At 60.2% G+C, this 19,866-nt stretch carries 22 protein-coding genes and 1 tRNA gene; 12 read left to right on the top strand and 11 right to left on the bottom strand.

The genetic code is table 11. The annotated features are described in order from the left end of the window. Nucleotides 1–17: 17 nt before the first annotated feature. From CAK95_RS24750 to CAK95_RS24730, 5 genes are read right to left on the bottom strand one after another with little or no spacing between them, the layout of a single operon-like run. A complete protein-coding gene (locus CAK95_RS24750; RefSeq protein WP_086090339.1) occupies nt 18–980 on the bottom strand; it encodes an ABC transporter substrate-binding protein in 963 nt (320 codons plus the stop codon). Nucleotides 981–1,004: 24 nt separating this feature from the next. Then, nucleotides 1,005–1,799 (bottom strand): ABC transporter permease, encoded by a 795-nt coding sequence (locus CAK95_RS24745; RefSeq protein ID WP_086090338.1) that lies wholly within the window; start codon nt 1,797–1,799, stop codon nt 1,005–1,007. Then, a complete protein-coding gene (locus CAK95_RS24740; protein ID WP_086090337.1) occupies nt 1,778–2,548 on the bottom strand; it encodes an ABC transporter permease in 771 nt (256 codons plus the stop codon). Before CAK95_RS24740 ends, CAK95_RS24745 begins: the two co-directional genes overlap by 22 nt. Further along, nucleotides 2,545–3,411, bottom strand: coding sequence for an ABC transporter ATP-binding protein (locus CAK95_RS24735; RefSeq protein WP_086090336.1), 867 nt, complete (start codon nt 3,409–3,411; stop codon nt 2,545–2,547). Before CAK95_RS24735 ends, CAK95_RS24740 begins: the two co-directional genes overlap by 4 nt. A 9-nt stretch (nt 3,412–3,420) precedes the next feature. Beyond that, nucleotides 3,421–5,208, bottom strand: a complete 1,788-nt coding sequence (locus tag CAK95_RS24730; RefSeq protein ID WP_086090335.1) for a thiamine pyrophosphate-binding protein — start codon at nt 5,206–5,208, stop codon at nt 3,421–3,423. Nucleotides 5,209–5,383: 175 nt separating this feature from the next. Here CAK95_RS24730 and CAK95_RS24725 point away from each other — a divergent pair, with 175 nt between their 5' ends. Continuing rightward, nucleotides 5,384–6,331, top strand: a complete 948-nt coding sequence (locus CAK95_RS24725; RefSeq protein WP_086090334.1) for a LysR family transcriptional regulator — start codon at nt 5,384–5,386, stop codon at nt 6,329–6,331. A 28-nt stretch (nt 6,332–6,359) separates the two neighbouring features. Here the strand turns inward: CAK95_RS24725 and CAK95_RS24720 are convergent, their stop codons facing one another. After that, nucleotides 6,360–7,589 carry a lytic murein transglycosylase gene (locus CAK95_RS24720; RefSeq protein ID WP_425349635.1) on the bottom strand — a complete coding sequence of 410 codons (1,230 nt, stop codon included), beginning with the start codon at nt 7,587–7,589 and terminating at the stop codon, nt 6,360–6,362. 51 nt (nt 7,590–7,640) lie between these two features. Further along, a complete protein-coding gene (locus CAK95_RS24715) occupies nt 7,641–9,353 on the bottom strand; it encodes a M23 family metallopeptidase (RefSeq protein WP_157699736.1) in 1,713 nt (570 codons plus the stop codon). Between the two features lie 181 nt (nt 9,354–9,534). On the opposite strand from CAK95_RS24715, the gene CAK95_RS24710 reads away from it, so the two are divergent. The 6 genes from CAK95_RS24710 to CAK95_RS24685 all read left to right on the top strand — a co-directional run bounded on the left by CAK95_RS24710 (nt 9,535) and on the right by CAK95_RS24685 (nt 14,692). Then, on the top strand, nt 9,535–9,789 hold the full coding sequence (locus CAK95_RS24710) for a hypothetical protein (RefSeq protein WP_086090332.1): 255 nt from the start codon (nt 9,535–9,537) through the stop codon (nt 9,787–9,789). 265 nt (nt 9,790–10,054) lie between these two features. After that, the gene (gene cysG, locus CAK95_RS24705; protein ID WP_086090331.1) at nt 10,055–11,440 is read left to right on the top strand and encodes a siroheme synthase CysG; all 1,386 of its coding nucleotides are present in this window, start codon (nt 10,055–10,057) and stop codon (nt 11,438–11,440) included. Further along, nucleotides 11,437–11,754: a DUF2849 domain-containing protein gene (locus CAK95_RS24700; RefSeq protein WP_086090330.1), complete on the top strand. Its 318-nt coding sequence runs from the start codon at nt 11,437–11,439 to the stop codon at nt 11,752–11,754. Before cysG ends, CAK95_RS24700 begins: the two co-directional genes overlap by 4 nt. 2 nt (nt 11,755–11,756) lie before the next feature. Next, nucleotides 11,757–13,415 carry a nitrite/sulfite reductase gene (locus CAK95_RS24695; RefSeq protein WP_086090329.1) on the top strand — a complete coding sequence of 553 codons (1,659 nt, stop codon included), beginning with the start codon at nt 11,757–11,759 and terminating at the stop codon, nt 13,413–13,415. Continuing rightward, a complete protein-coding gene (locus CAK95_RS24690) occupies nt 13,402–13,932 on the top strand; it encodes a DUF934 domain-containing protein (RefSeq protein ID WP_086090328.1) in 531 nt (176 codons plus the stop codon). The genes CAK95_RS24695 and CAK95_RS24690 overlap by 14 nt, the downstream gene beginning before the upstream one ends. 31 nt (nt 13,933–13,963) lie before the next feature. Continuing rightward, a complete protein-coding gene (locus tag CAK95_RS24685; protein ID WP_183044227.1) occupies nt 13,964–14,692 on the top strand; it encodes a phosphoadenylyl-sulfate reductase in 729 nt (242 codons plus the stop codon). Nucleotides 14,693–14,715: 23 nt separating this feature from the next. Here the strand turns inward: CAK95_RS24685 and CAK95_RS30245 are convergent, their stop codons facing one another. The 4 genes from CAK95_RS30245 to CAK95_RS24670 form a co-directional block, all read right to left on the bottom strand. Further along, entirely contained in the window at nt 14,716–14,850 is a 135-nt protein-coding gene (locus CAK95_RS30245) for a hypothetical protein (protein WP_280949834.1), read from the bottom strand. Nucleotides 14,851–15,037: 187 nt separating this feature from the next. Further along, nucleotides 15,038–15,113, bottom strand: a tRNA-Glu gene (locus tag CAK95_RS24680). 66 nt (nt 15,114–15,179) lie between these two features. Beyond that, nucleotides 15,180–15,635 (bottom strand): VOC family protein, encoded by a 456-nt coding sequence (locus CAK95_RS24675; protein WP_086090326.1) that lies wholly within the window; start codon nt 15,633–15,635, stop codon nt 15,180–15,182. Nucleotides 15,636–15,773: 138 nt separating this feature from the next. Then, on the bottom strand, nt 15,774–15,959 hold the full coding sequence (locus CAK95_RS24670; protein ID WP_086090325.1) for a hypothetical protein: 186 nt from the start codon (nt 15,957–15,959) through the stop codon (nt 15,774–15,776). A gap of 154 nt (nt 15,960–16,113) precedes the next feature. Here CAK95_RS24670 and CAK95_RS24665 point away from each other — a divergent pair, with 154 nt between their 5' ends. The 5 genes from CAK95_RS24665 (at nt 16,114) to CAK95_RS24645 (ending at nt 19,059) form a co-directional block, all read left to right on the top strand. Next, nucleotides 16,114–16,476 (top strand): hypothetical protein, encoded by a 363-nt coding sequence (locus CAK95_RS24665; RefSeq protein ID WP_086090324.1) that lies wholly within the window; start codon nt 16,114–16,116, stop codon nt 16,474–16,476. A 168-nt stretch (nt 16,477–16,644) separates the two neighbouring features. Next, nucleotides 16,645–16,869, top strand: coding sequence for a hypothetical protein (locus tag CAK95_RS24660; protein WP_086090323.1), 225 nt, complete (start codon nt 16,645–16,647; stop codon nt 16,867–16,869). Nucleotides 16,870–16,980: 111 nt separating this feature from the next. Then, complete coding sequence (locus CAK95_RS24655) at nt 16,981–17,742, top strand: SIR2 family NAD-dependent protein deacylase (protein WP_086090322.1); 762 nt, start codon at nt 16,981–16,983, stop codon at nt 17,740–17,742. A 153-nt stretch (nt 17,743–17,895) separates the two neighbouring features. After that, nucleotides 17,896–18,504, top strand: a complete 609-nt coding sequence (locus CAK95_RS24650) for a cold-shock protein (protein WP_086090321.1) — start codon at nt 17,896–17,898, stop codon at nt 18,502–18,504. Between the two features lie 99 nt (nt 18,505–18,603). Then, complete coding sequence (locus tag CAK95_RS24645; RefSeq protein WP_425349634.1) at nt 18,604–19,059, top strand: DUF192 domain-containing protein; 456 nt, start codon at nt 18,604–18,606, stop codon at nt 19,057–19,059. The last annotated feature ends 807 nt before the right edge of the window (nt 19,060–19,866 follow it).

Genomic DNA, 19,866 nt, shown 5'->3' with positions numbered 1-19,866 from the left:
CCGGAATCACGAAGCGGCTACTTCTTCAGCGGTACCTGGAACAATTCAGTGAGCTGTTCCTTCGTCAATTCCTTGTCGATGAATTTCAGCGTCACCGCTTCCGGCAATAGCGTGTCCAGGCCCTTGATCTGGTCAGGTTCGACAATGCTGCGCGGGAAGAAATCGTCGCGGACGCGTCGCGCCATCTTTTCGTCGATCTTGGCGAATTCGGCATAATCCTTAATCGCCTGGTCGTTCGAATACATGTAATCGATCGTTTCGCGATAGGCCTGCAGGTAACGGATCAGCGCATCGCGCTTTTTCGCCAGCGTGTCGGCATTGACCGCGATGACGCGGATGGTCTGGCCGGCAACGATTTTGGCATCCGTTGCCTTGGCGACGAGATTGATCTTTCCCTCGTCCATCTCCTTCAGGCCGAACGGAGGAGCGGCCCAGCCGACATCGACCTGGCCCGTCATCACAGCCGTCAGCGTCGAGGGCGGCGAGCCGGTCGCCTGCGGCTTTGCTGTCAGTTTGAATTCGTTGATGAAGGCGAGAACGATCGAATTGGTGGAAGAGCCGCGCGAGGAGAAGGCGATCGTCTTGCCGTTAGTATCCTTCAGCGTCTTGATGCCCGAATCCGTCTTGGCGTACCAATAGTCTGCAGCACCCGTCGCTTCCGCACCGATGACGCGAACCGGCGCGCCTTTGCCATACGCGCTGATCGCGCCCATGGTGCCGATGGCTAATCCGATATCAACGCTATTGGAAATCACCGGCTGCAGCGTCTCGCCGCTGCCGGAGGTGTAGGTCATCTCGAGTTCGATGCCGTGCTTCTTGAAAATGCCGGCCTTCTCGCCGATGTGCGAAATAGCGGTGTCCCAGTTGCCGCGCTGACCGATCGCAAGCTTCAACTTGTCTTGCGCCATTGCACTCGCCGTTTGCGCGAGCGCAGCCGCGGCGAACGCCGCTGCATAAAGCAGCGCTGTCATTGTCCGCATCGCGAAATCCTCCGTTTTGTTTCTTTAAAATCGTTTGATTGAGTCGAGACCGCCCAGGCGTCCGATAATGGCGTTGGCGCCGATCGCGATAACAAACAGAACGATCAGCATCGCGTACATGCGCGGCATGTCGAACAAGCTGTAAGCCTGGATGATCAGGAAGCCGATGCCCTTGTTCGACAGCTTGGTCTCGGCCAGCAATGTGCCGATCAGCGCGACGCCGAGCCCCAGCCGGATGCCGTTGATGATCGGGTGACGCATCGCCGGCAGATACACCTTCGTTGCCATTTGCCAGGCATTGGCGCGGAAGCTTTGGCCGACCCGGATCAGCACCGGATCGATCTGCCGCATACCGGCCGCAACCGATAGCGCGATCGGGAAGAAGCAGGAGAGGGTGCCGAGCGCCACCTTGGAGGCCGGGCCGACCCCGAACCACATGATCATGATCGGGAAGAAGATGATCTTGGGCGTCGGGCCGAGATAATAGAGATAGGGCTCGTAGGCGCGGCTCAGGAATTTGTTGCCGCCAAGAACGAGACCGACGACAACGGCGCTGATACCGCCGATGGCGAGCGCGCCACCGACTTCGGCCGCGGTCACACCGAGATTCCAGTAATATTGCGGATCGGACAGCAACTCATAAATGGCTTTGCCGATGGCCAGCAGCGACGGAACGACGTCGCGATAAAGGAGGCCCGATTGCGCCAGCACCTCCCAGCCAACAAGAATGGCGGCGATGATCGCGATACGGACCAGTGTCACCGGGCTCAGCACCGGCGACGTGATCACTGCTTGTCTCAGGCGGCCCGCGTCAGCCATCGCTCAATCCGTTCCACAACAATGAAGAAAAGAACGCTGACCAGGATCACGAAGCAGATCGCGGCATAGGTGCCGGCGAGGTCGTAGCGTTCGGCGAGGTCGTTGATGAGCTGGCCCAGCCCACCGAAGTTGATCAGGAATTCGACGCCCACCACGTTAATGAGCGCGAAGATCAACCCAAGCTTGAAGCCGGTGAAGATCGTCGGCAGCGCCGAGGGAAACTGGATCTTCCAGAACAGTTGCCAGGGTGTCAGCTTGAAGCTGCGGCCGACATTCATCAGCACGGTCTTGGTGCCCGACAGGCCTTCGATCGTCTTCAGGATCACCGCCGGCAAACCAGCGACAAAGCCCATCATGATGATGGTCCAGGCCGAGCGGCCGAAGATCACGAGGAACAGCGGATACATCAGCACGGTCGGTGCGGCCGCCGCAGCGGCGACCCATGTTTCCGTGGCACGGCGCAGGATATCGACCTTGTACAGGATCGTGCCGATGGAAATACCGAACACGGCCAGCAGCAAGGCAGCGGACACGCATTCCTGCAGCGTCAGCAGGAAGCGTTCGAAGACATGCTCTTCGACGATCACGCGTTCGAAGGCGCGCGCGATGTCGGTCGGATAGGGCACAATGAACTGGTTCAGCACGCCAAAATAGATCAACGCCTGCATCAATACGACGAAGGCGACCAGCGTGCCGAAACCGAGCAGTGCCGGCGCAAAGCGCGAGCGTGTGAAAGCCGCTGTGCTCATTTGCGGCGCGTTCCGGTGGCGCGGGCCCGCGATTCATCATCGCTCATGCCACGGCTCGCCTCTTCGCGCAGGTCCGCCCAGATCTGCGCGACGTAATGGCCGAAGGCGTCGCTGCCGACGACTTCGGACGTGCGAGGGCGCGGCAGATCGATATCGACCACGCGCTTAATCTTTCCGGGCCGGTAGGTCATCACCATGATGCGATCGGACAGCTGCACCGCTTCGGTGATGTTGTGGGTGATGAGCATCGTGGTCTGCTTCAGCTCCTGCTGAATCTGCAGCACCTTGTCGCCGAGCAGAAGGCGCGTTTGTTCATCGAGCGCCGCGAACGGCTCATCCATCAAAAGAATTTTTGGCTCGGATGCGAGGGTACGGGCGAGCGAGACGCGTTGACGCATGCCGCCCGACAATTCATTCGGATAGCGGTTCTCGAAGCCGCCAAGTCCGACCATGTTGATGAAATGCCGCGCCTTCTCGTGGCGCTGCGTCTTGCTCATGCCTTCGATCTCGAGCGGAAAGGCCACATTCTCGATCACCGTGCGCCAGGGGAATGTGGATTCTTCCTGAAACACCATACCGACGGACGCATGCGGTCCCTTGATGCGTTCGCCGCTGACCGTGACATTACCTTCGTATTCGGTGAGCAGGCCGCCAACGACGTTGAACAACGTCGACTTACCGCAACCAGATGGGCCGATCACCGACAGGAATTCGCCCTGACGGACCGACAGCGATACGTCATCGACGGCAAGAACGGTGCCGTCCGGCGTCGGGAAACGCTTGGTCACCTCCTTGACCACAAGAATGCCATCGGCATTTGTCGCAGCCGCGGGACGTGCAGCGGTCATCGGTGTAACGGACATCGTTCCCTCTCAGTCGGCTTTTCTTGTCATTATGGCTGTCATGGCCGGAGCATAGCCCGGTTCGACCCGGACATCGACGACCGCGACATGACCATCTTCGACAGCAGCGATGGCCGATTGCAGTGCTGCTGCCAGGTCCTTTTCACCATGCACCGGTCCGAAGCCTTGAGCGCCCTGTGCACGCGCCATCGATGCGAGATCGATATCGGGGTCGGAAATGCGCTGGCCGATCCAGCGATTTTCGACGGGGCGGTTGCGCATCCGCGCGACCCGCTCCTGATGCAACTCGTCATTGAAGAAGGAGCGATTGTTGGCCACCACCATCAGCAGGGGAATGCGGTAATGCGCCGCTGTCCAGAGCGCGGTGACACCCATGAGATAGTCACCATCGCCACAGATCGCGACAGGAAGCCGGCCAGATCCCTTCAACGCCAGTGCGGCGCCAACCGAAATGCCGGGTCCGCCGCCGATGCCGCCGCCGGCATCCGAACCGAGATAATCGAGCGGATGGCGGAAAGGCCACCAGGCACCATTCCACGACAATGGCAGATGCGTGAGCGCCACGTCTCTGGCGCCAACAGCTTCGCGTACTGCATAGGCGAGGTGTTCGACGGTAAGCTTTTCACTCGCAGCAGGCCGGGTCATGGCGCGCGGCGCAGCCGGCAGCGTGACCGGCTTTGCGGGCGCGCCGATGTCCTTCGACAGCGCGATCGCCACAGCATCGGGATCGGCCGAGATCAGCATGTCCGTCGGCGGCAGCGATTGATGATCCATGCTCCAGCCATTGTGGAGATGGTGATCGAGCGTTGCGGAGATCACGAACGCATCCGACTTCGCCGCCTTCAATGCACCGCCGAGGTCGATCCAGTCGAAGCTGAGCACGACGTCGGCTTCGCTCAATGCCGCAAGACCGTCGTTATCCGGCAAAAGATTGCCGGGCGCTCCGACATGCAAAGGATGATCGGTGGGGAAGGACGCGCCGATCTTGATGTCGGTCAGCACCTTGGCGTTCAGCGCTTCAGCCAGCGCGACGCGGGCATTCCACGCATCAATGCTGCGGGATGCACGGCCAGCCATGATGACGGGACTCTTGGCATCGCGCAGACGCGCCGCCGCTTCCTTCACCATATCCGGGTCAGGTGCGCTCGAAATGCGCGGCTGGTAGCGGGCGATATCGATCGGCGGCAGCGGCTCGGGCAGCCTGGCTTCCTGCATCTCGGCATCGAGATTGATATAGACAGGGCCCTGCGGCGCAGCATTCGCCAGCACCGATGCGCGGATCAGCGCCTCACGCGCGGCAGCAGGGGACGCAGGCTGGTCGTCCCATTTGACATAGCCGCGCACCAGCGCACCCTGATCGCGCGCCGTGTGGATCCAGTCGATCCAGGGGCGGCGCTTGGCAGCATCCACCGGACCGGTCGCACCGAGAATGACGATCGGCATGCGATCGCACCACGCATTGAAGATCGCCATGGTCGCGTGCATCAGACCGACATTGGAATGCACAATCGCGCCCATGGCGCGACCAGTCACTTTCGCATAGCCCTGTGCAATGGCGACGGCGCTTTCCTCGTGCAGACACAGCAGCATCTGCGGCTTTTCATTGCCGAGATAATTGACGAGGGAATCGTGCAGTCCGCGATAGCTGGCGCCCGGATTGAGGGCGACGTAGGGGATGTCGAGTTCGCGCAACGTCTCCGCCACAACGTCGCTGCCGAAGCCAGGTGCATTCACGCCCGCGGGAATAGGCGTTTCCACCTGAGCAGCCATCGACTGCGGTGTCGTCTGTTTATTCATGTAAATGTCCAATGCGCGTGTCGCGCGTATCCGTTCAAGGCGTCCATCCCGCTATTTTATTTGTCGCTGGCTTCAAGCCGGCTGGTGTTATTGGCAGCCAGCCTAGCATTTTGACATTCGCTATGAGAAGCCGCTAAATGCGAACGTCATTGTTGCATATGAGTGAACAATTGCGATGGACCGTTTCCGCAGTATGGAGACTTTCGTCCGCGTCGCGCGGTCCGGCAGCTTTACCGTTGCGGCGGAGCAACTCGGTCTGTCGCGCGCATTGGTCTCGCGTCATGTCGGCAGCCTCGAGGCGCGGCTCGGCGTGAGGCTGTTGAATCGCACCACACGGTCGCTGAGCCTGACCGACGAGGGACGCTCGTATCTCGATTTCTGCGAGCGGCTGTTCCGGGAAATCGAAGGGCAGGAACGGGCGATCCTGCAGGCTCCGAGCGAGCCGACTGGTACGCTGCGCATTGCTGCGCCCAAATCCTTTGGTGCATTGCATCTTTCCGACGCGATCATCGCGTTTGCACGCGAGAATCCGCGGCTGCATGTGCAACTCGTATTGGAAAATGTCGCATTCAAGATCACTGATTTCGGCAAGCGCGGCTTTGATCTTGTGCTGCAATTCTCCCCGGCGCGGCACGCCTCCTTGATCGAGCAGCCGATCGCGGCGATGGATTGGGTTGTGTGCGCTGCGCCAGCGCTGCTTGTGCGTGAAGGCAAGCCATCGACGCCGTCCGATCTCTCCACACGGTCCTGCCTGCTGCACGAAACGGCCTTGCCGAATGATCGCCAATGGCCTTTCGAAGGTCCACGCGGACGCGTGTTCGCAAAAATTGGCGGCACATTCACGTCCAACAGCGCGCTGGCGCTGCGCAAGGCCGCCTTGGCAGGCCTCGGGATAGCATTGCTGCCGCGCTATGTGGTGCAGGACGATCTTGCCGCCGGGCGCCTCGTGCTGATCTTGCCGCGCTACAAGGTGGCCGCGCGTCCGCTGGTCGCTGTTTTTCCGCGCGCGCCGGAAGTGCCGCACAAGGTGAAACTATTCGTCGATTTCCTGACCGAATGGATCACGTCGCGTCAGGCCGATCTGATCTCGCCGCGACTGCCGTCGTCGCTGCGTGCGTTATAATGCGCTGTAGAAGGATGGCTCTTGAAAATCAGGAAGCCTGCCGCAAGCGCGCCAGCAGCTTGACGCCGGCATAGCCGTCTGCCGGCTCCATCTGTGCCTTGCGCTGGAAGTTGCGAACGGCACGCATGGTCTCAAGACCGACACGGCCGTCTGTGCCGGCGGTATCGAAGCCAAGAGCCGTCAGACGCTTCTGGATTTCCTGCACCTCGGCGAGGGTTGGCGCGCGTTCGCTGCCGGGAAAGCTCTGCACAAAAGGCTCGCCGCCGGTGACGCGATCGCCGAGATGGCAGATCGCCAGAGCGTAATTCATGGAGGGATTGTAGCTCTTCACCGCATTGAAATTGGCACCGATCAGGAAGGAGGGGCCGCCCGGCACCGGCACCCAGCCTTTGGCCTTTGCGTGCGGCAGGGTGTAGGGCTTGCCATCGGCGCGCACGACGCCGGCCTTCTGCCAGGCTGCGTAGGTGCGGGAGCTTCCCGAAGGTTGGCCGCGCACTTCGCAGCCCCAAGGCTCGCCGCGCTGATAGCCTCCGCGCTGCAGGAGATAACGACAGGTCCCGGCCAGCGCATCGTTCGGCTTGCCGAACGGGTTGGCGCGGCCATCGCCGTCATAGTCGGCGCCGATATTAAGCCAGACTTCCGGCATCCATTGCGTATGTCCCATCGCACCGGCCCAGGAGCCGCGCATCTCGCGCGGATTGCTCCAGCCGCGTTCGACGATCTTCAACGCGTTGATCAGTTCGGTTTCCCAATATTTGCGGCGGCGCGGTTCGCCCCAGGCCAGTGCAGCAAGACATGGAAATACCGGACGCATGTGGTTCTGATGCACGACCGGATCGCCATAGGCCGTCTCCATGCCCCACAGGCCAAGCAGGATGCCGCGCGAAACACCGAAATCCTGTTCGAGCTTGTTGAAGAGTGGCGCATACTCTCTGGCGCGTTCGCGTCCGGTAACGATGCGCCATTCGGAAACGCGACGGTTGAGATACTGCCAGAGCTGTTCCTTGAATTCCGGTTGTGCGCTCTGCAGCGCGAACACGCCCATGTCCGGCTTCAGGCCATTCATGACACTGTCATAGGTCGCGCCGGAAATGCCGCGAGCAAGAGCGCGTGGACGAAAATCGACAACCCATTGTTCAAAGCGTTGCGACGATGTTTGCGCAAACGACGACGCAGGCAAACCGGCTGCGGCCGCCGACAGAATTGCGGTTTCCAGAATGCGGCGCCGTGTGAGGGGCGAATCGAAGGCGTCAATCATGCGCGTATCCTATCGACGACAACCTTGGCTGCAATCGGGCTGCGCCGATGGTTAACGGCGCTTTTTGGTCCGCATCTTGCCGGGATGCGCGATCCGGCGTGGTGCCTTGCTGCGAACCTTGTGGCTTTTTGTCTTCACCTTCGTGCGCGGTGCAGCTTTGGTTTTTGATCTGGCGGTGTTCGTGTCCTTGGCAGTTATGGGTGCTGCGGCAGATGCGGCGATCGCTTCGCTCGCGCCTTCAATCGACGTGTCTGCCGGCGTGTCCGATGGAGGCTCGTTGATTTCGGTGCCGCGTGCGCGAATAAGTTGCTCGTAGGCAGCCACCAGTGTCATATAGGGATTCACACGCACCCAGCCGTCGCGTGTCGGCACCAGCACCTCGAAATGCAGATGTGTTGTCGTCCATCCGGGGCGGCGATTGTAATTGCCGATCATGCCGAGCGGCTCGCCTTCCTTGACCAAATGGCCGCTGACAATGCCGTCGTCGTCGAGCTTGCGCGGATGCATGTGCAGATGACGAAAGCGAATGCGCTCGCCCGGCGCATTGACCACAAGGAAGAAGGAGTCATTCCAGGCTTCGCGCAGGATCATGCCGTCGCGCGCCGCCACGACGCCATGCCGATACGGCTGGCAGCGGGTCTTGTTTGTGTCTTTTGTCGCACAGGATGCCGGGCGGATATCTTGTCCCTGATGACCAAGCCCCGCCGCGCATTGCCCGACAAAGAAGTGCCGGTTTTCACAAAAATTATCGCGCCACGGATAGGAATAGTTCTCCGGCGCGCTTTCATCGCGAAACAGCGGCTTGGAATTAATGCGGCAGCGATAGCCCGGTGAGACGCGGCGCCGGCCGGTCTGGTTGCAGTCGCCGCCATGCATGAAGGATTGCGAATTCACATAGGCAGGGGTAGCTGCCGTCGGAAAGCGAATCCTCGCATAGACCGTCTTGTCGGCATCACCGGTATTGGATCGCATCGCGGTGCCAGGCAACAATGCGCCGACGCGATGATAGGTGAAGACGCTGGAACTTTGCTCGGGGCGGATCACGGCAGGTGCGGGCGCGTCCGTCTCTGCGTCGGGATTCCCGCCGACGAGTTGTAATGCGCGAAGGAAACGGCCGGCGATGCGATCGGCGTTGCGGCAGGACAGCCGGTTGCGCCGCTGTGGACCATCGAAGCACTGGATCGAGATGACATACGGCACACCGAACCGCTCAAAGCTGTAACGCAGCGTGCTTTCGAGGATTTGCCGCCTGATTCCGGGAGAATCCCTTTCGATTTCGCCGGGTTTCTGCACGATTACGCCCTTGGCGGGTGGCAAATCGTACAGCATGTTGAAGCCGGAAATCTGCACGACGACGGGATCCCTGAAGTTGATGTCGGCGAAGTCCGCAACGTCACGCGTGCGAACGGAAAACGCCGCGTCATAGCCGGTCGGCCCGGCAAGAAAGAATTTGGTCGGTTTGAATTCCGAATAGTCACCATCAGTGGAGCTGCCGGCTGCATGATCGCGTGCATAGTCGGCGACGGGGAAGGGCAGCAGCACGGGAACAGGACTATTGGCCAGCGCGGGAAAAACGCCCGAGACGATTTGGGTTAGCTCGGCCAAACGGTCAGTGGATTCCGCCTTCCGCGGCAGTGCAGGAACAGCCGCACGAGCAGCTTCCCAATCCGGCTTGAACATCGTGGTTTGAGGCGCCGGCCAAGTCTCTGCAGCGGCCGTGCCAACGGCGAACGCCAAGAACAATCCGGCCACCAGAATTCGCAAGCCGCGCTCCACCGATTTCCTGCGTGATCTAAACGGCTTCGAACAGAAGTTGAAGCTGAAATCTCCGCGGAATGCACCGGAACAAAGACAGAATTGCACGGTTGTCTCCCAGTGGGCGCGTCCGGCCAGCCCGCTCCTGAGCCAGGGATATCCATTAAGGAGATCCACCAAGGAGACCATCATGTCCGACTACAATCCCAACCGCATGGACCCTAACCGGCCCGACCCGAGCGATGCGAGATACAACTCAGCCCGCGATTTCAACTGGAACTGGATCATCGGCGGCATCGCCGCCATCGTGGTGCTGCTTGTTGCACTCAGCTTTATCGACCGCAGTGGCGATCAGACGGCCCAGAACCCGCCAGCCACGACGACGGGGCAGGGGACGACAACGCCGCCCCCAACAACGACACGGCCATCGAGCCCCAACCAATAAATTTCGGTCTTCATGAATGTGAAACGCCCCGGTTCCTCCGGGGCTTTTCACTTGAGCGGTATTCACCATGAGGAATGCCCGGACCTCTGAACAGAGATCCCGAATTGCCGCTGCGTCCTGCAACAGTCCTCAATCAGAATAGAACATTTGTATTTTGCGCGAAGGCGATGAGCATCTTCCACGGTCATGCATGCATTCGGCAGAACATTTTACAGCGCAAATGCCATATTGCGGAATGATGACAAGCGTTTAAGGCCAAGCGAACATGCGTTTCCTGCCGCTGTTTTTCGATCTCACAACAGGCCCCGTGATCCTGGTCGGCTCAGGACCGCAGGCCCTCGCCAAGCTGCGGATTCTGCAAGCCGCAGGTGCGGACATTCGCTGGCATGTGCTGTCGGGCGATGACATCGAAGGCGCAGATGGCGCCGAGACGAAAATCGGTTTGCCTGCCGATGAAGATTTCCTCGGTGCTGTCGCCCTCGTCGCATCCGCTGGAAAAGAGATCGACGAGCGACTCGCATCGCGGGCACGATCGATGAATCTTCCGGTCAACATTGTCGATCGGCCGGATCTGTCCACCTTCATCTTTCCCGCCATTGTCGATCGCGGCGATGTCGTTGTTGCCGTTGGCACGGGCGGCGCATCGCCGGTTCTGGCGCGCCGCCTGCGCGAGAAGATCGAAGAGATCTTGCCGGAGCGGATCGGTGAGTTCGCCTCCATGATGGGGCGTTATCGGGAGAGACTTGCGGCGCTTCGCCATCGCGGCTTCTCCACGCGGCGGTTTTGGGAGCGCGTCATTGACGGGCCGATTGGCGCACAATTCCTTGCAGGAAGGACAGCCAAGGCCGAGGCCGCGCTGATCATCGAGATTGACAGAGCAGGAACGGACCGGCCCGCACAGGGGCACGTCTCTATCGTCGGCGCCGGGCCGGGCGATCCGGACTTGCTGACCCTGAAAGCGCTTCATGCGCTGCAGTCATCTGACATCGTCTTCTACGACGATCTGGTGTCGCCTGCGATTCTCGGCCGCATTCGTCGCGATGCCGAGCAGGTCTTCGTCGGCAAGCGCAAAGGCCATCCTGGCATTGGCCAATCCGAGATCAACCGCCGCCTGATCGAAGCGGCGAAAGCCGGTTTGAATGTGGTGCGGCTGAAGGGCGGCGATCCCTTTATCTTCGGACGCGGTGGCGAAGAGCGTGAAGTGCTCGAAGCCGCCGGCATCGCGGTGACGATCGTGCCCGGCATCACGGCGGCGCTCGGCTGCGCCGCCGAAGCCGGTCTGCCGCTGACGCTCCGCAAGGAGGCGACGCGCTTGTCGATCGTGACAGCCAATACGGCGGAGGGGGCTGACAACATCGACTGGTCAGGCTTGGCCGATCGAACAACGACGGTGGCGATCTATATGGGCCTCACCGCTGCATCGGCTGTCAAAAGTGGCCTGATCGCGGCGGGTCGCGATCCTAACACGCCGGTTGCGGTACTGGCGCGCGGCACCCGGCCTGATTCCCGCAGCATCACCGGCACGCTGTCGCAATTGCCGATGCTCGCGGCCTCGGTCGGCGATGGACCGGCGCTGATTGTTGTCGGCGACGTGGTTGCACATTCGCAGGTGTGGAAAGAGGCGGTCGAATTGCTGGAGGCCGCTGAATGACTGCGCCACAACAGCAAAAGCTCAAAATCAAGGGACCGGTTGTCATCACCGGCAACCGGCTTGGCGACGGTGCCGTGGTCTATCTGACGATGGATGGCGGCTGGTCGACGCAACTGAACGACGCCGAGGTGACGACGCTGGCCGACCGCGCCACGCAACTGCTCAGCGAGGCCAATGCCAGCGACATCGATGCGGTCAGTGCCTATGTGGCGCCGGTGATCGTGGAAGCGGGCAGCATCAAACCCGGCAACTTGCGTGAACGCATCCGCGTGGCGGGTCCGACCTTCGCATTGCCTGGTTCAGAGGCGCGCTAGCCATGTACCATTACGACGATTTCGATCGCACGCTGGTGGCCGAACGGGTCGCGGAATTCCGCGATCAGGTGGCGCGGCGATTGTCAGGTCAATTGACAGAGGAGGAGTTCAAGCCGCTGCGGCTGATGAACGGCGTCTATTTGCAGTTGCATGCTTACATGCTGCGGATTGCCGTTCCGTACGGCACGTTGTCGTCGCCGCAATTGCGCACGCTGGCGCATATCGCCCGCCGCTATGACCGCGGCTACGGCCATTTCACCACGCGCCAGAACATTCAGTTCAACTGGATCAAGCTCGAAGAGATGCCGGAGACGCTGGCGGCGCTGGCCGAAACCGGCCTGCATGCGATGCAGACGAGCGGCAATTGCATCCGCAATATCACCAGCGACCAATGGGCGGGCGTTGCCCGCGACGAGATCGAGGATCCGCGCATCTATGCCGAAATTCTCCGGCAGCATTCGACCATGCATCCGGAATTCTCGTTCCTGCCGCGCAAGTTCAAGATCGCGGTGACGGCGGCCGATCATGACCGTGCCGCCATCCGTGTGCATGATATCGGCTTGCGGATGCACCGGAACGGAGCGGGCGAGACGGGCTTTGAGGTGGTCGTCGGTGGCGGACTCGGGCGCACGCCTTTCGTCGGGAAGACGATCAAGCCGTTCCTGCACAAGCGCGATCTGTTGAGTTACATCGAGGCCGTTCTGCGCGTCTACAATCAGTACGGACGCCGTGACAATATTTACAAGGCGCGCATCAAGATCCTTGTGCACGAACTCGGCGCGGAAAAGTTCGCCGCCGAAGTCGAGGAGGAATGGCGGGCGATCAAGGACGGCGCTCTGGCGCTGGATGAAGCTGTGGTTGCCGATATCGCATCGCGGTTCACCTATCCCGATTATGAGACCCTGACGGATGAGCCTGCGTCCTTACAGACGGCGAGGGCGTCCGATCGGCGTTTCGACACCTGGTTCCGCAACAGTGTCGCTCCGCACAAGGTGCCGGGCTATGCAATCGTAACCCTGTCGCTCAAGCCAGAAGGGGCACCGCCCGGAGACGCCACCGCCGATCAGATGGATCGGATCGCCGATCTCGCGGAACGCTATTCGTTTGGCGAAATCCGTGTCGGCCATGAGCAGAATCTGGTGCTGCCGCATGTCGCGCAGCGCGATCTGCCCGCCTTATGGACGGTGCTCGACGCTATTGGCGTTGCCACGCCGAATGTCGGCCTGGTGTCCGACATCATCGCATGTCCCGGTCTCGATTATTGCAGCCTCGCTAATACGCGATCCATTCCGGTGGCGCAGGAACTGACGCGGCGGTTTCGCAGTCTCGAGTCCGCGCACAATATCGGCCGGCTGCACATCAATATCTCTGGCTGCATCAATGCCTGCGGACACCACCATGTCGGGCATATCGGCATTCTCGGCGTCGAGAAGAACGGTCAGGAATTCTACCAGATCACGCTGGGCGGGCGCGCCGACGAGCACGCCGAACTGGGTAGCTTGCTCGGACCCGCCGTACCTTACGAGCAGGTGGCCGATGTGATCGAGGACGTCGTTGCTGCCTATATCGAATTGCGCGTACGTCCGGACGAATTATTCATCGACACCGTCAAGCGGGTCGGCATTGAGCCTTTCAAGGAGCGGGTCTATGCCACTCATTAAGAACGCCGCCGAGATCGACGATCCTTACTTGCGCGCTCTCGACGATGCGCCGGTGCCAGAGCAGGGCGCAGTGCTGTTGCCGGCAGCGCGTTTTCTCGCCGACGCGCAGGACCTCGCCGGGCGCTCAGGGCAGACCGGCGTGATCTGGCGGAACGATCGCGACATCGGCGAACTGGCGCCCTGGCTGGACAAGCTGTCGCTGGTGGCTTTGGTGTTTCCAACCTTCCGCGACGGCCGCGCTTACACCCAGGCTCGCCTGTTGCGAGAGCGTTACCGCTTTCGCGGTGAGTTGCGCGCGACCGGCGATGTTCTGCGCGATCAATTCCTGTTTTTGCACCGCTCCGGCTTCGATGCCTTTGAGGTGAAAAAGCCCGGAGACGCCCAAGCCTTCATCGATGCGATTCACCGTTACAGCGTGTTCTACCAGCCGGCCGCCGACGGCGAGCGCGGTACGCTGTGGCGGCGGATCAAACCTGCTCCCGCGCGACATAACGCGGTTAACGAATTCACCTCCTAAAGAGACGTCCCCCTCACAACGAAGATATGCCGTGACCGAACCCGAGACACTGCCAGCCAGCGCCGCCCGGCTGAACCGGACACTTTCATCGGCATCGCCGGCCGATGTGATCGCGACTGCGGCCCGATCCATCGCCAGCGGCCGGCTGGCGGTGGTGTCGTCGTTCGGGACGGAATCCGCGGTGCTGTTGAAATATGTGGCGGATGTCGACCGTTCGCTGCCCGTGTTGTTCCTCGATACTGGTTGGCTGTTCGACGAGACGCTCACCTATCGCGACGAACTTGTCCGGTATTTCGGCTTGAAGGATGTCCGTTCGCTGAAGCCGCAGATCGAATTGATCGAGCGCCGCGATCCGGCGCGCGATCTTTGGCTGAACGATACCGATAGCTGCTGTCATATTCGCAAGGTGCGCCCGTTGTCGGATGCGCTGGGAGCGTTCGACGGATGGATCAACGGCCGCAAGCGCTTTCATGGCGGTGCGCGTGCCAACATTACTTACGTGGAAACGGATGGGCGTCTGCTGAAGTTCAATCCGCTGGCGGCGCTGACCAAAGCCGCGTTGGATGAGGTCTTTGCCTCGTCCGGCGCGCCACGCCATCCCCTGGAGAAGATGGGCTTCTCATCGGTCGGCTGCATGCCTTGCACCAGCCGGACCGTTGCCGGCGAAGACACACGCGCAGGCCGCTGGCGCAACAGCAGCCGCACCGAATGCGGCATCCACCGGATCGGTGAGCCAGCCGGGGCGGGATGTGGATGTTGAGTGCTGTAACGGCTGAGGAGAAATCAGCTCTCGATATCGGCCGGATTTCTCGGCTCATTGCTGCGGCTCGTCAGAATCGGAATGAGCACGATCATTGCTCCGATCAGAACGATTGCGGCAGCCGCCCAGAGAAGCACGCCTGGTAAATCGAATATCATCAAAAATAACGCCCGGCCGGGGGCCAAGGTTCGCCTCAATTCAGCGGCCTGACCCTATCGCGTCAGAGCCTCTCGCCGGCCGGAAATGTTAACCTTGAAATGGCAAGGCCCGCCGAATGGCGGGCCTTCCGCCTTCAAATCGGCCAATCCTTGAACCGGACAAGCCTCGGAGCCGGGTATGCGCCAGTGGCGCGCCCAAGGGGAATCGAACCCCTGTTTTCGCCGTGAAAGGGCGACGTCCTAGACCGCTAGACGATGGGCGCTGACCGGCCGTGCAAGACCGGGCGTTGTATAGAGACGGTTTGGCCGGGAGGCAACAGGTTTGCGGCCTACCAGTGGCCGGTATTGGGCATCGAGACCCAGGGTTCCTGTGGGGGCAGGGCAGCCCCTTTCTGCAGCAGTTCGATCGAATGCTTGTCTGGCGAGCGGATGAAGGCCATCTGGCCATCGCGCGGAGGGCGATTGATGGTGACACCGGCCTTCATCAACGCCGCGCAGGTTGCGTAGATGTCGTCCACCTCGTAGGCGAGATGACCGAAATGCCGGGCCTCGCCGTAATCCTCACCATCCCAGTTGTGGGTGAGTTCGACGAGACTGCCGGGGCGGCCGAGCTTGCGCGATTCCTCGACCAGCTTTTCATCACCCGGCGCCATCAGAAAGACCAGTGTGAAGCGGCCTTTCTCATCGTCGCGCCGGAATGCTTCTTTCAGGCCGAGCTTATTGCAATAGAAGTCGAGGGCGACGTCGATATCGCGCACGCGCAACATGGTGTGAAGGTAACGCATAGTCCGTACTCCGCTGAGAACATCAGAGAACCGATTCGGCGGCTTAAGCCGTTGGCGCTGGCGAGCAGCGAGTTGCGCCGAGCGCAGCACCAAAGAGTGGATTGCAGTCCCGCCGGCTCATGATGATCACTTATGTAATTACTTGGCGTAGCCCTGTGAGCGCAGCCAGGCAATGCGCCGTTCGCCGTTGAGCCAGTCATCAACGTCGGCCTTGCTGGTCAGCCCTTTGATGAAACGGGGTTCGGCACCGGGATATTCGGCGATGATCTGCCAATCATTCTCGGCGATACGCTGCATTTTGAATGTGACTCTGGGTTTTGCCATCGCCCCTTATGTGTGGGTTGCGGCGGAAAATCAAAGTCTTTGGATCGAAATCCCGCGGTTGCATTCGGCTTTTCATTCAATGTGCTGGCAATCCGCCAAGGAAATATACGCACTTTCTGACGGAATAATCTTCCAGGCAACAGGAGGTAGCGTCATGAAGTTGAAAATAGCTGCGATCGCAGCACTCTCCATTCTCGTCTTGGCCGGCAGCGCAGAGGCCCGAGGCGGTCGCGGCGGTGGCGGCTGGCACGGTGGCGGCCATGGCGGTTGGCATGGCGGTCCTGGCCCAGCCTGGCGCGGCGGCGGTTGGCATCATGGCGGTTGGGGACGTCACGGTTGGGGTCCCGGCTGGGGCTGGGGCGCAGCGGCACTCGGCGGCTTGGCTCTCGGAGCGGGGGCCTATGGAGCCTATGGTTATGCTCCTTATGCTTACGGCGCGGGATGTTTTAAACAACGTCAGCGCGTCATCGACCAATATGGACGCGCGGTCATTCGCAAGGTGTGGGTTTGCAATTGACGATATCGATGTATCGGATATGCGATGCAAAAGGCCCGGGGCGATCCCGGGCCTTTTTCTTTCAATCAGATCTCTCTCGCTGCGCGCTGCATGTGGATAGCGGACCGCCGCGGCTTGCACAGCGATAGCACTGGCGATACCCCGGAACAGGCAACACGGGAGAGGTCCATGCAGAAAGTTGATCTGGACGCAATGTCGATCGAGGAACTCGCGAAGCTGCGTGACGATGCCGCCGCCAAGCTCGCCGAGAAAGTGGAAGCCCGCCAGCAGGAACTTGAAGCGGAGCTTGCGCGACTCGCGATCTATGGCAAGCCCCGCAAGGCAGCGCCGGCCCCGAAGCTGCTCAAGCAGCCCTTGAAGGATCTCAAGGACACCGCCGCGAAGGCCGCCTGATCAAAGATAACGCACGGGGCCGCAATGGCCCCGGTTGCTTTTCTGCCATTGGTTGCCATTCTTCCCTGATCGTTGTCGATCCGCTGGCGTATCGGTTGAGTGGAGATGCGGATGATTGCGCCCGATCTGACAACCGCGACCGCGCGGTTGGTTGAATTGATCGAGGAGTCGGAACGGGTCGTGCCGTTCACGGGAGCCGGCATTTCGACCGAAAGCGGCATTCCTGATTTTCGTTCGCCCGGCGGACTGTGGACCAAGACGCAGCCGATCCCGTTCGATCAGTTCATGGCGAGCCGCGAGATGCGCGACGAAGCATGGCGGCGGCGTTTCGCCATGGAGGACTATTTTGCACAGGCGAAACCGACGCGTGGTCATCTCGCACTTGCAGCGCTCTATCGCCGTGGCAAATCACCCGGGGTGATCACCCAGAACATTGACAATCTGCATCAAGTCTCCGGCATCGCGCCGGATGATGTCGTCGAATTGCACGGCAACACCACATTTGCCACCTGCCTGGACTGCAACCGGCGCTACGAGCTCGCATTCGTCAGATCACAATTCGACGAACTGAAAGGGCGTGCGCCCGATTGCGACTGTGGCGGCTATATTAAGACCGCGACCGTATCGTTCGGTCAGTCGATGCCCGAAAACGCGATGCAAAAGGCGCAGGAATGGACTGGCGATTGCGATCTGTTTATCGCCATTGGTTCGTCGCTCGTGGTGTGGCCTGCGGCCGGCTTTCCGTTACAGGCCAAGAAGAGCGGCGCCCGACTTGTCATCGTCAATCGCGAGGCGACCGAATTCGATTCCATCGCTGATCTCGTGATCCGTCAGGATATCGGCGATGCATTGTCGCCGCTCATCTCGCACTGATTCGTCAAGAAAACTTTTGCACAGGACGTTTCGGATTCGTTGACGTGTGCGAATTTTCCTCTTTGCCAAATGCGGGCCAGTGTTAGTCTTGATGGGGAGAGATTCGTTCAACCGTCCAAACCGGGTGGTTACAAGGGAACGGCGGCGCGGATCATGGCGTCGAACGAAATGGGGCCAAAAGTGTCCGGTATGGGATACGATCTGCGGCAAGATCGTAGTGCAGGGGTCGCGGACGAAACCGCCACCGACCTGATTGAAATTTCCGGTACAATCAAATGGTTCGATGTGTCGAAGGGCTTCGGCTTCATCGTACCGGATGACGGTTCAGCGGATGTGCTGATCCACGTCACATGCTTGCGCCGTGACGGGTATCAGACCGCTTACGAAGGTGCCCGTGTGGTCTGCGAGGCGACACATCGTTCAAAGGGAATGCAGGTGTTCCGCATTCTCTCGATGGATGAGTCAACCGCGATCCACCCCGCGCAGATGCCGCCGCCGCGCACCCATGTGACCGTGACGCCGACCTCCGGCCTTGAGCGTGCCATGGTCAAGTGGTTCAATCGGCTCCGCGGGTTTGGTTTTCTCAGCCGTGGTGAAGGCACGCCGGACATCTTCGTCCACATGGAAACGCTTCGCCGCTATGGCATGACCGAGCTCCGCCCCGGCCAGACCGTGCTGGTGCGTTTTGGGCCGGGCCCGAAGGGGTTGATGGCTGCCGAAGTGCAGCCGGATGGTGGACCGCACGGGCCCGCGTCGCACTAGAGTCTGATCCCGAAAAGTGGGATACCGGCTTTCGGGACAATGATGCTCAGTGTCAGCGAGAGGCGTACGGTGCTGCGTAATGTCTTTTTGAAGTTGGATGTGACGAGGTGGCACCTGGTAGCGGTGGCCGCCTTTCTTGCGTTTGCTTTGGGCAGTTTTTCTGCATCGGCGGCTGAAAAAGGCACGCTCGAAATCGTGACCAAGAATGGCGTGCATGTCTTCAGCGTCGAACTTGCCGCCAACGATGCCGATCGTCAGAAGGGTCTGATGTTCCGCAAGGAGCTGCCCGAAGGGCAGGGCATGTTGTTCGACTTCAAGCAGGACCAGGACGTGTCGATGTGGATGCGCAACACGTATATCCCGCTCGATATGTTGTTCATCAACGCCGATGGCCGCATTCGGCGGATCGCCGAAAACACCACGCCGCTGTCGGAGCGCACGATCCCGTCAGGGGGGCCCGTGCGCGGTGTGCTTGAAGTGATTGGTGGCACCGCCAAGAAGCTCGGCATTGCGCCGGGTGATCGCGTTGCCCATCCGATCTTTTCGGGACGATGAGGAAAAGCGTAGACTGCGCAAGGCAAAAAGGAAGAGGGCGATAGCGGCCGCATAACCATGCCCAGTTCTTCGAGTGCGTGGTCTGGTCGTCTGGGAGATTGGCGGGCACGGACCGCAATCTTGCTCCATGCAGCCCCGATCAATTGCGTCGTAAGCGTCCGAAGCGTGCTGACGTGAGGCGCATCTGAGCCAGTTTGAATACTGGTCAGCCGAAAAACATGGTCGTCGCAGCTTGACTGCATCGTGGCGGTGGTTCCGATATTCAAAAGAAATTCGTGGGGAGAATAAGCTTCGAGGCAATGAATCCATGATCCGTTGGACCAGGATGTTCTTGTGGTGTTGGCCGTTGGGCGTTCTGGTTCGACGCTACTTCAGGGTGTTTTGAACGCCACATCCGGTGTCTTGGTGCGGGGTGAGAATATGGCGTTCTTATCCAGTCTGTATCGTGCGTATGACGCATTGTGCGAAGCTAAGAAAATGGCAGGAAGGGGCTCGGAGACGCCGCAGCATCGCTGGTTTGGCGCAGGGGTTTGAGGCAGATGTTTTTTGGAAGACGTTCCTTCTATTGCCACCAAGCAGATTCTTGCTCGAGAAAATCCGGAAAAGTATTCAGCGATCGGATTCAAGGAAATTCGATGGTTGCGCGAGACCAATCTCTATGGATGCCTGCAATTTATCGAGCAGGTATTTGATGATACGCGATTATTCTGCTGACGCGTGACATCGACCTTATTCTTCAATCCGGAGGGTGGCCTGAAAGAGATCCCACTGTTGCCCGACAACAAATGGAGAATTTTGATCGTGCCG

Source organism: Pseudorhodoplanes sinuspersici, from assembly GCF_002119765.1.
Taxonomy (GTDB): Bacteria; Pseudomonadota; Alphaproteobacteria; order Rhizobiales; family Xanthobacteraceae; genus Pseudorhodoplanes; species Pseudorhodoplanes sinuspersici.
Note: the sequence above shows the minus strand (reverse complement) of the source record. Positions and strands in the feature narration are given on the sequence as shown.

Excerpts from the sequence above, each read along its gene's own strand:
- CAK95_RS24735 (WP_086090336.1), bottom strand. The coding sequence starts at position 3,411 with ATGTCCGTTACACCGATGACCGCTGCACGTCCCGCGGCTGCGACAAAT.
- CAK95_RS30245 (WP_280949834.1), bottom strand. The coding sequence starts at position 14,850 with ATGATATTCGATTTACCAGGCGTGCTTCTCTGGGCGGCTGCCGCAATC.
- CAK95_RS24660 (WP_086090323.1), top strand. The coding sequence starts at position 16,645 with ATGCAGAAAGTTGATCTGGACGCAATGTCGATCGAGGAACTCGCGAAG.
- CAK95_RS24655 (WP_086090322.1), top strand. The coding sequence starts at position 16,981 with ATGATTGCGCCCGATCTGACAACCGCGACCGCGCGGTTGGTTGAATTG.
- CAK95_RS24710 (WP_086090332.1), top strand. The coding sequence starts at position 9,535 with ATGTCCGACTACAATCCCAACCGCATGGACCCTAACCGGCCCGACCCG.
- CAK95_RS24740 (WP_086090337.1), bottom strand. The coding sequence starts at position 2,548 with ATGAGCACAGCGGCTTTCACACGCTCGCGCTTTGCGCCGGCACTGCTC.
- CAK95_RS24695 (WP_086090329.1), top strand. The coding sequence starts at position 11,757 with ATGTACCATTACGACGATTTCGATCGCACGCTGGTGGCCGAACGGGTC.
- CAK95_RS24690 (WP_086090328.1), top strand. The coding sequence starts at position 13,402 with ATGCCACTCATTAAGAACGCCGCCGAGATCGACGATCCTTACTTGCGC.
- CAK95_RS24725 (WP_086090334.1), top strand. The coding sequence starts at position 5,384 with ATGGACCGTTTCCGCAGTATGGAGACTTTCGTCCGCGTCGCGCGGTCC.
- cysG (WP_086090331.1), top strand. The coding sequence starts at position 10,055 with ATGCGTTTCCTGCCGCTGTTTTTCGATCTCACAACAGGCCCCGTGATC.
- CAK95_RS24650 (WP_086090321.1), top strand. The coding sequence starts at position 17,896 with ATGGCGTCGAACGAAATGGGGCCAAAAGTGTCCGGTATGGGATACGAT.
- CAK95_RS24670 (WP_086090325.1), bottom strand. The coding sequence starts at position 15,959 with ATGGCAAAACCCAGAGTCACATTCAAAATGCAGCGTATCGCCGAGAAT.
- CAK95_RS24665 (WP_086090324.1), top strand. The coding sequence starts at position 16,114 with ATGAAGTTGAAAATAGCTGCGATCGCAGCACTCTCCATTCTCGTCTTG.
- CAK95_RS24700 (WP_086090330.1), top strand. The coding sequence starts at position 11,437 with ATGACTGCGCCACAACAGCAAAAGCTCAAAATCAAGGGACCGGTTGTC.
- CAK95_RS24675 (WP_086090326.1), bottom strand. The coding sequence starts at position 15,635 with ATGCGTTACCTTCACACCATGTTGCGCGTGCGCGATATCGACGTCGCC.
- CAK95_RS24720 (WP_425349635.1), bottom strand. The coding sequence starts at position 7,589 with ATGATTGACGCCTTCGATTCGCCCCTCACACGGCGCCGCATTCTGGAA.
- CAK95_RS24730 (WP_086090335.1), bottom strand. The coding sequence starts at position 5,208 with ATGAATAAACAGACGACACCGCAGTCGATGGCTGCTCAGGTGGAAACG.
- CAK95_RS24750 (WP_086090339.1), bottom strand. The coding sequence starts at position 980 with ATGCGGACAATGACAGCGCTGCTTTATGCAGCGGCGTTCGCCGCGGCT.
- CAK95_RS24745 (WP_086090338.1), bottom strand. The coding sequence starts at position 1,799 with ATGGCTGACGCGGGCCGCCTGAGACAAGCAGTGATCACGTCGCCGGTG.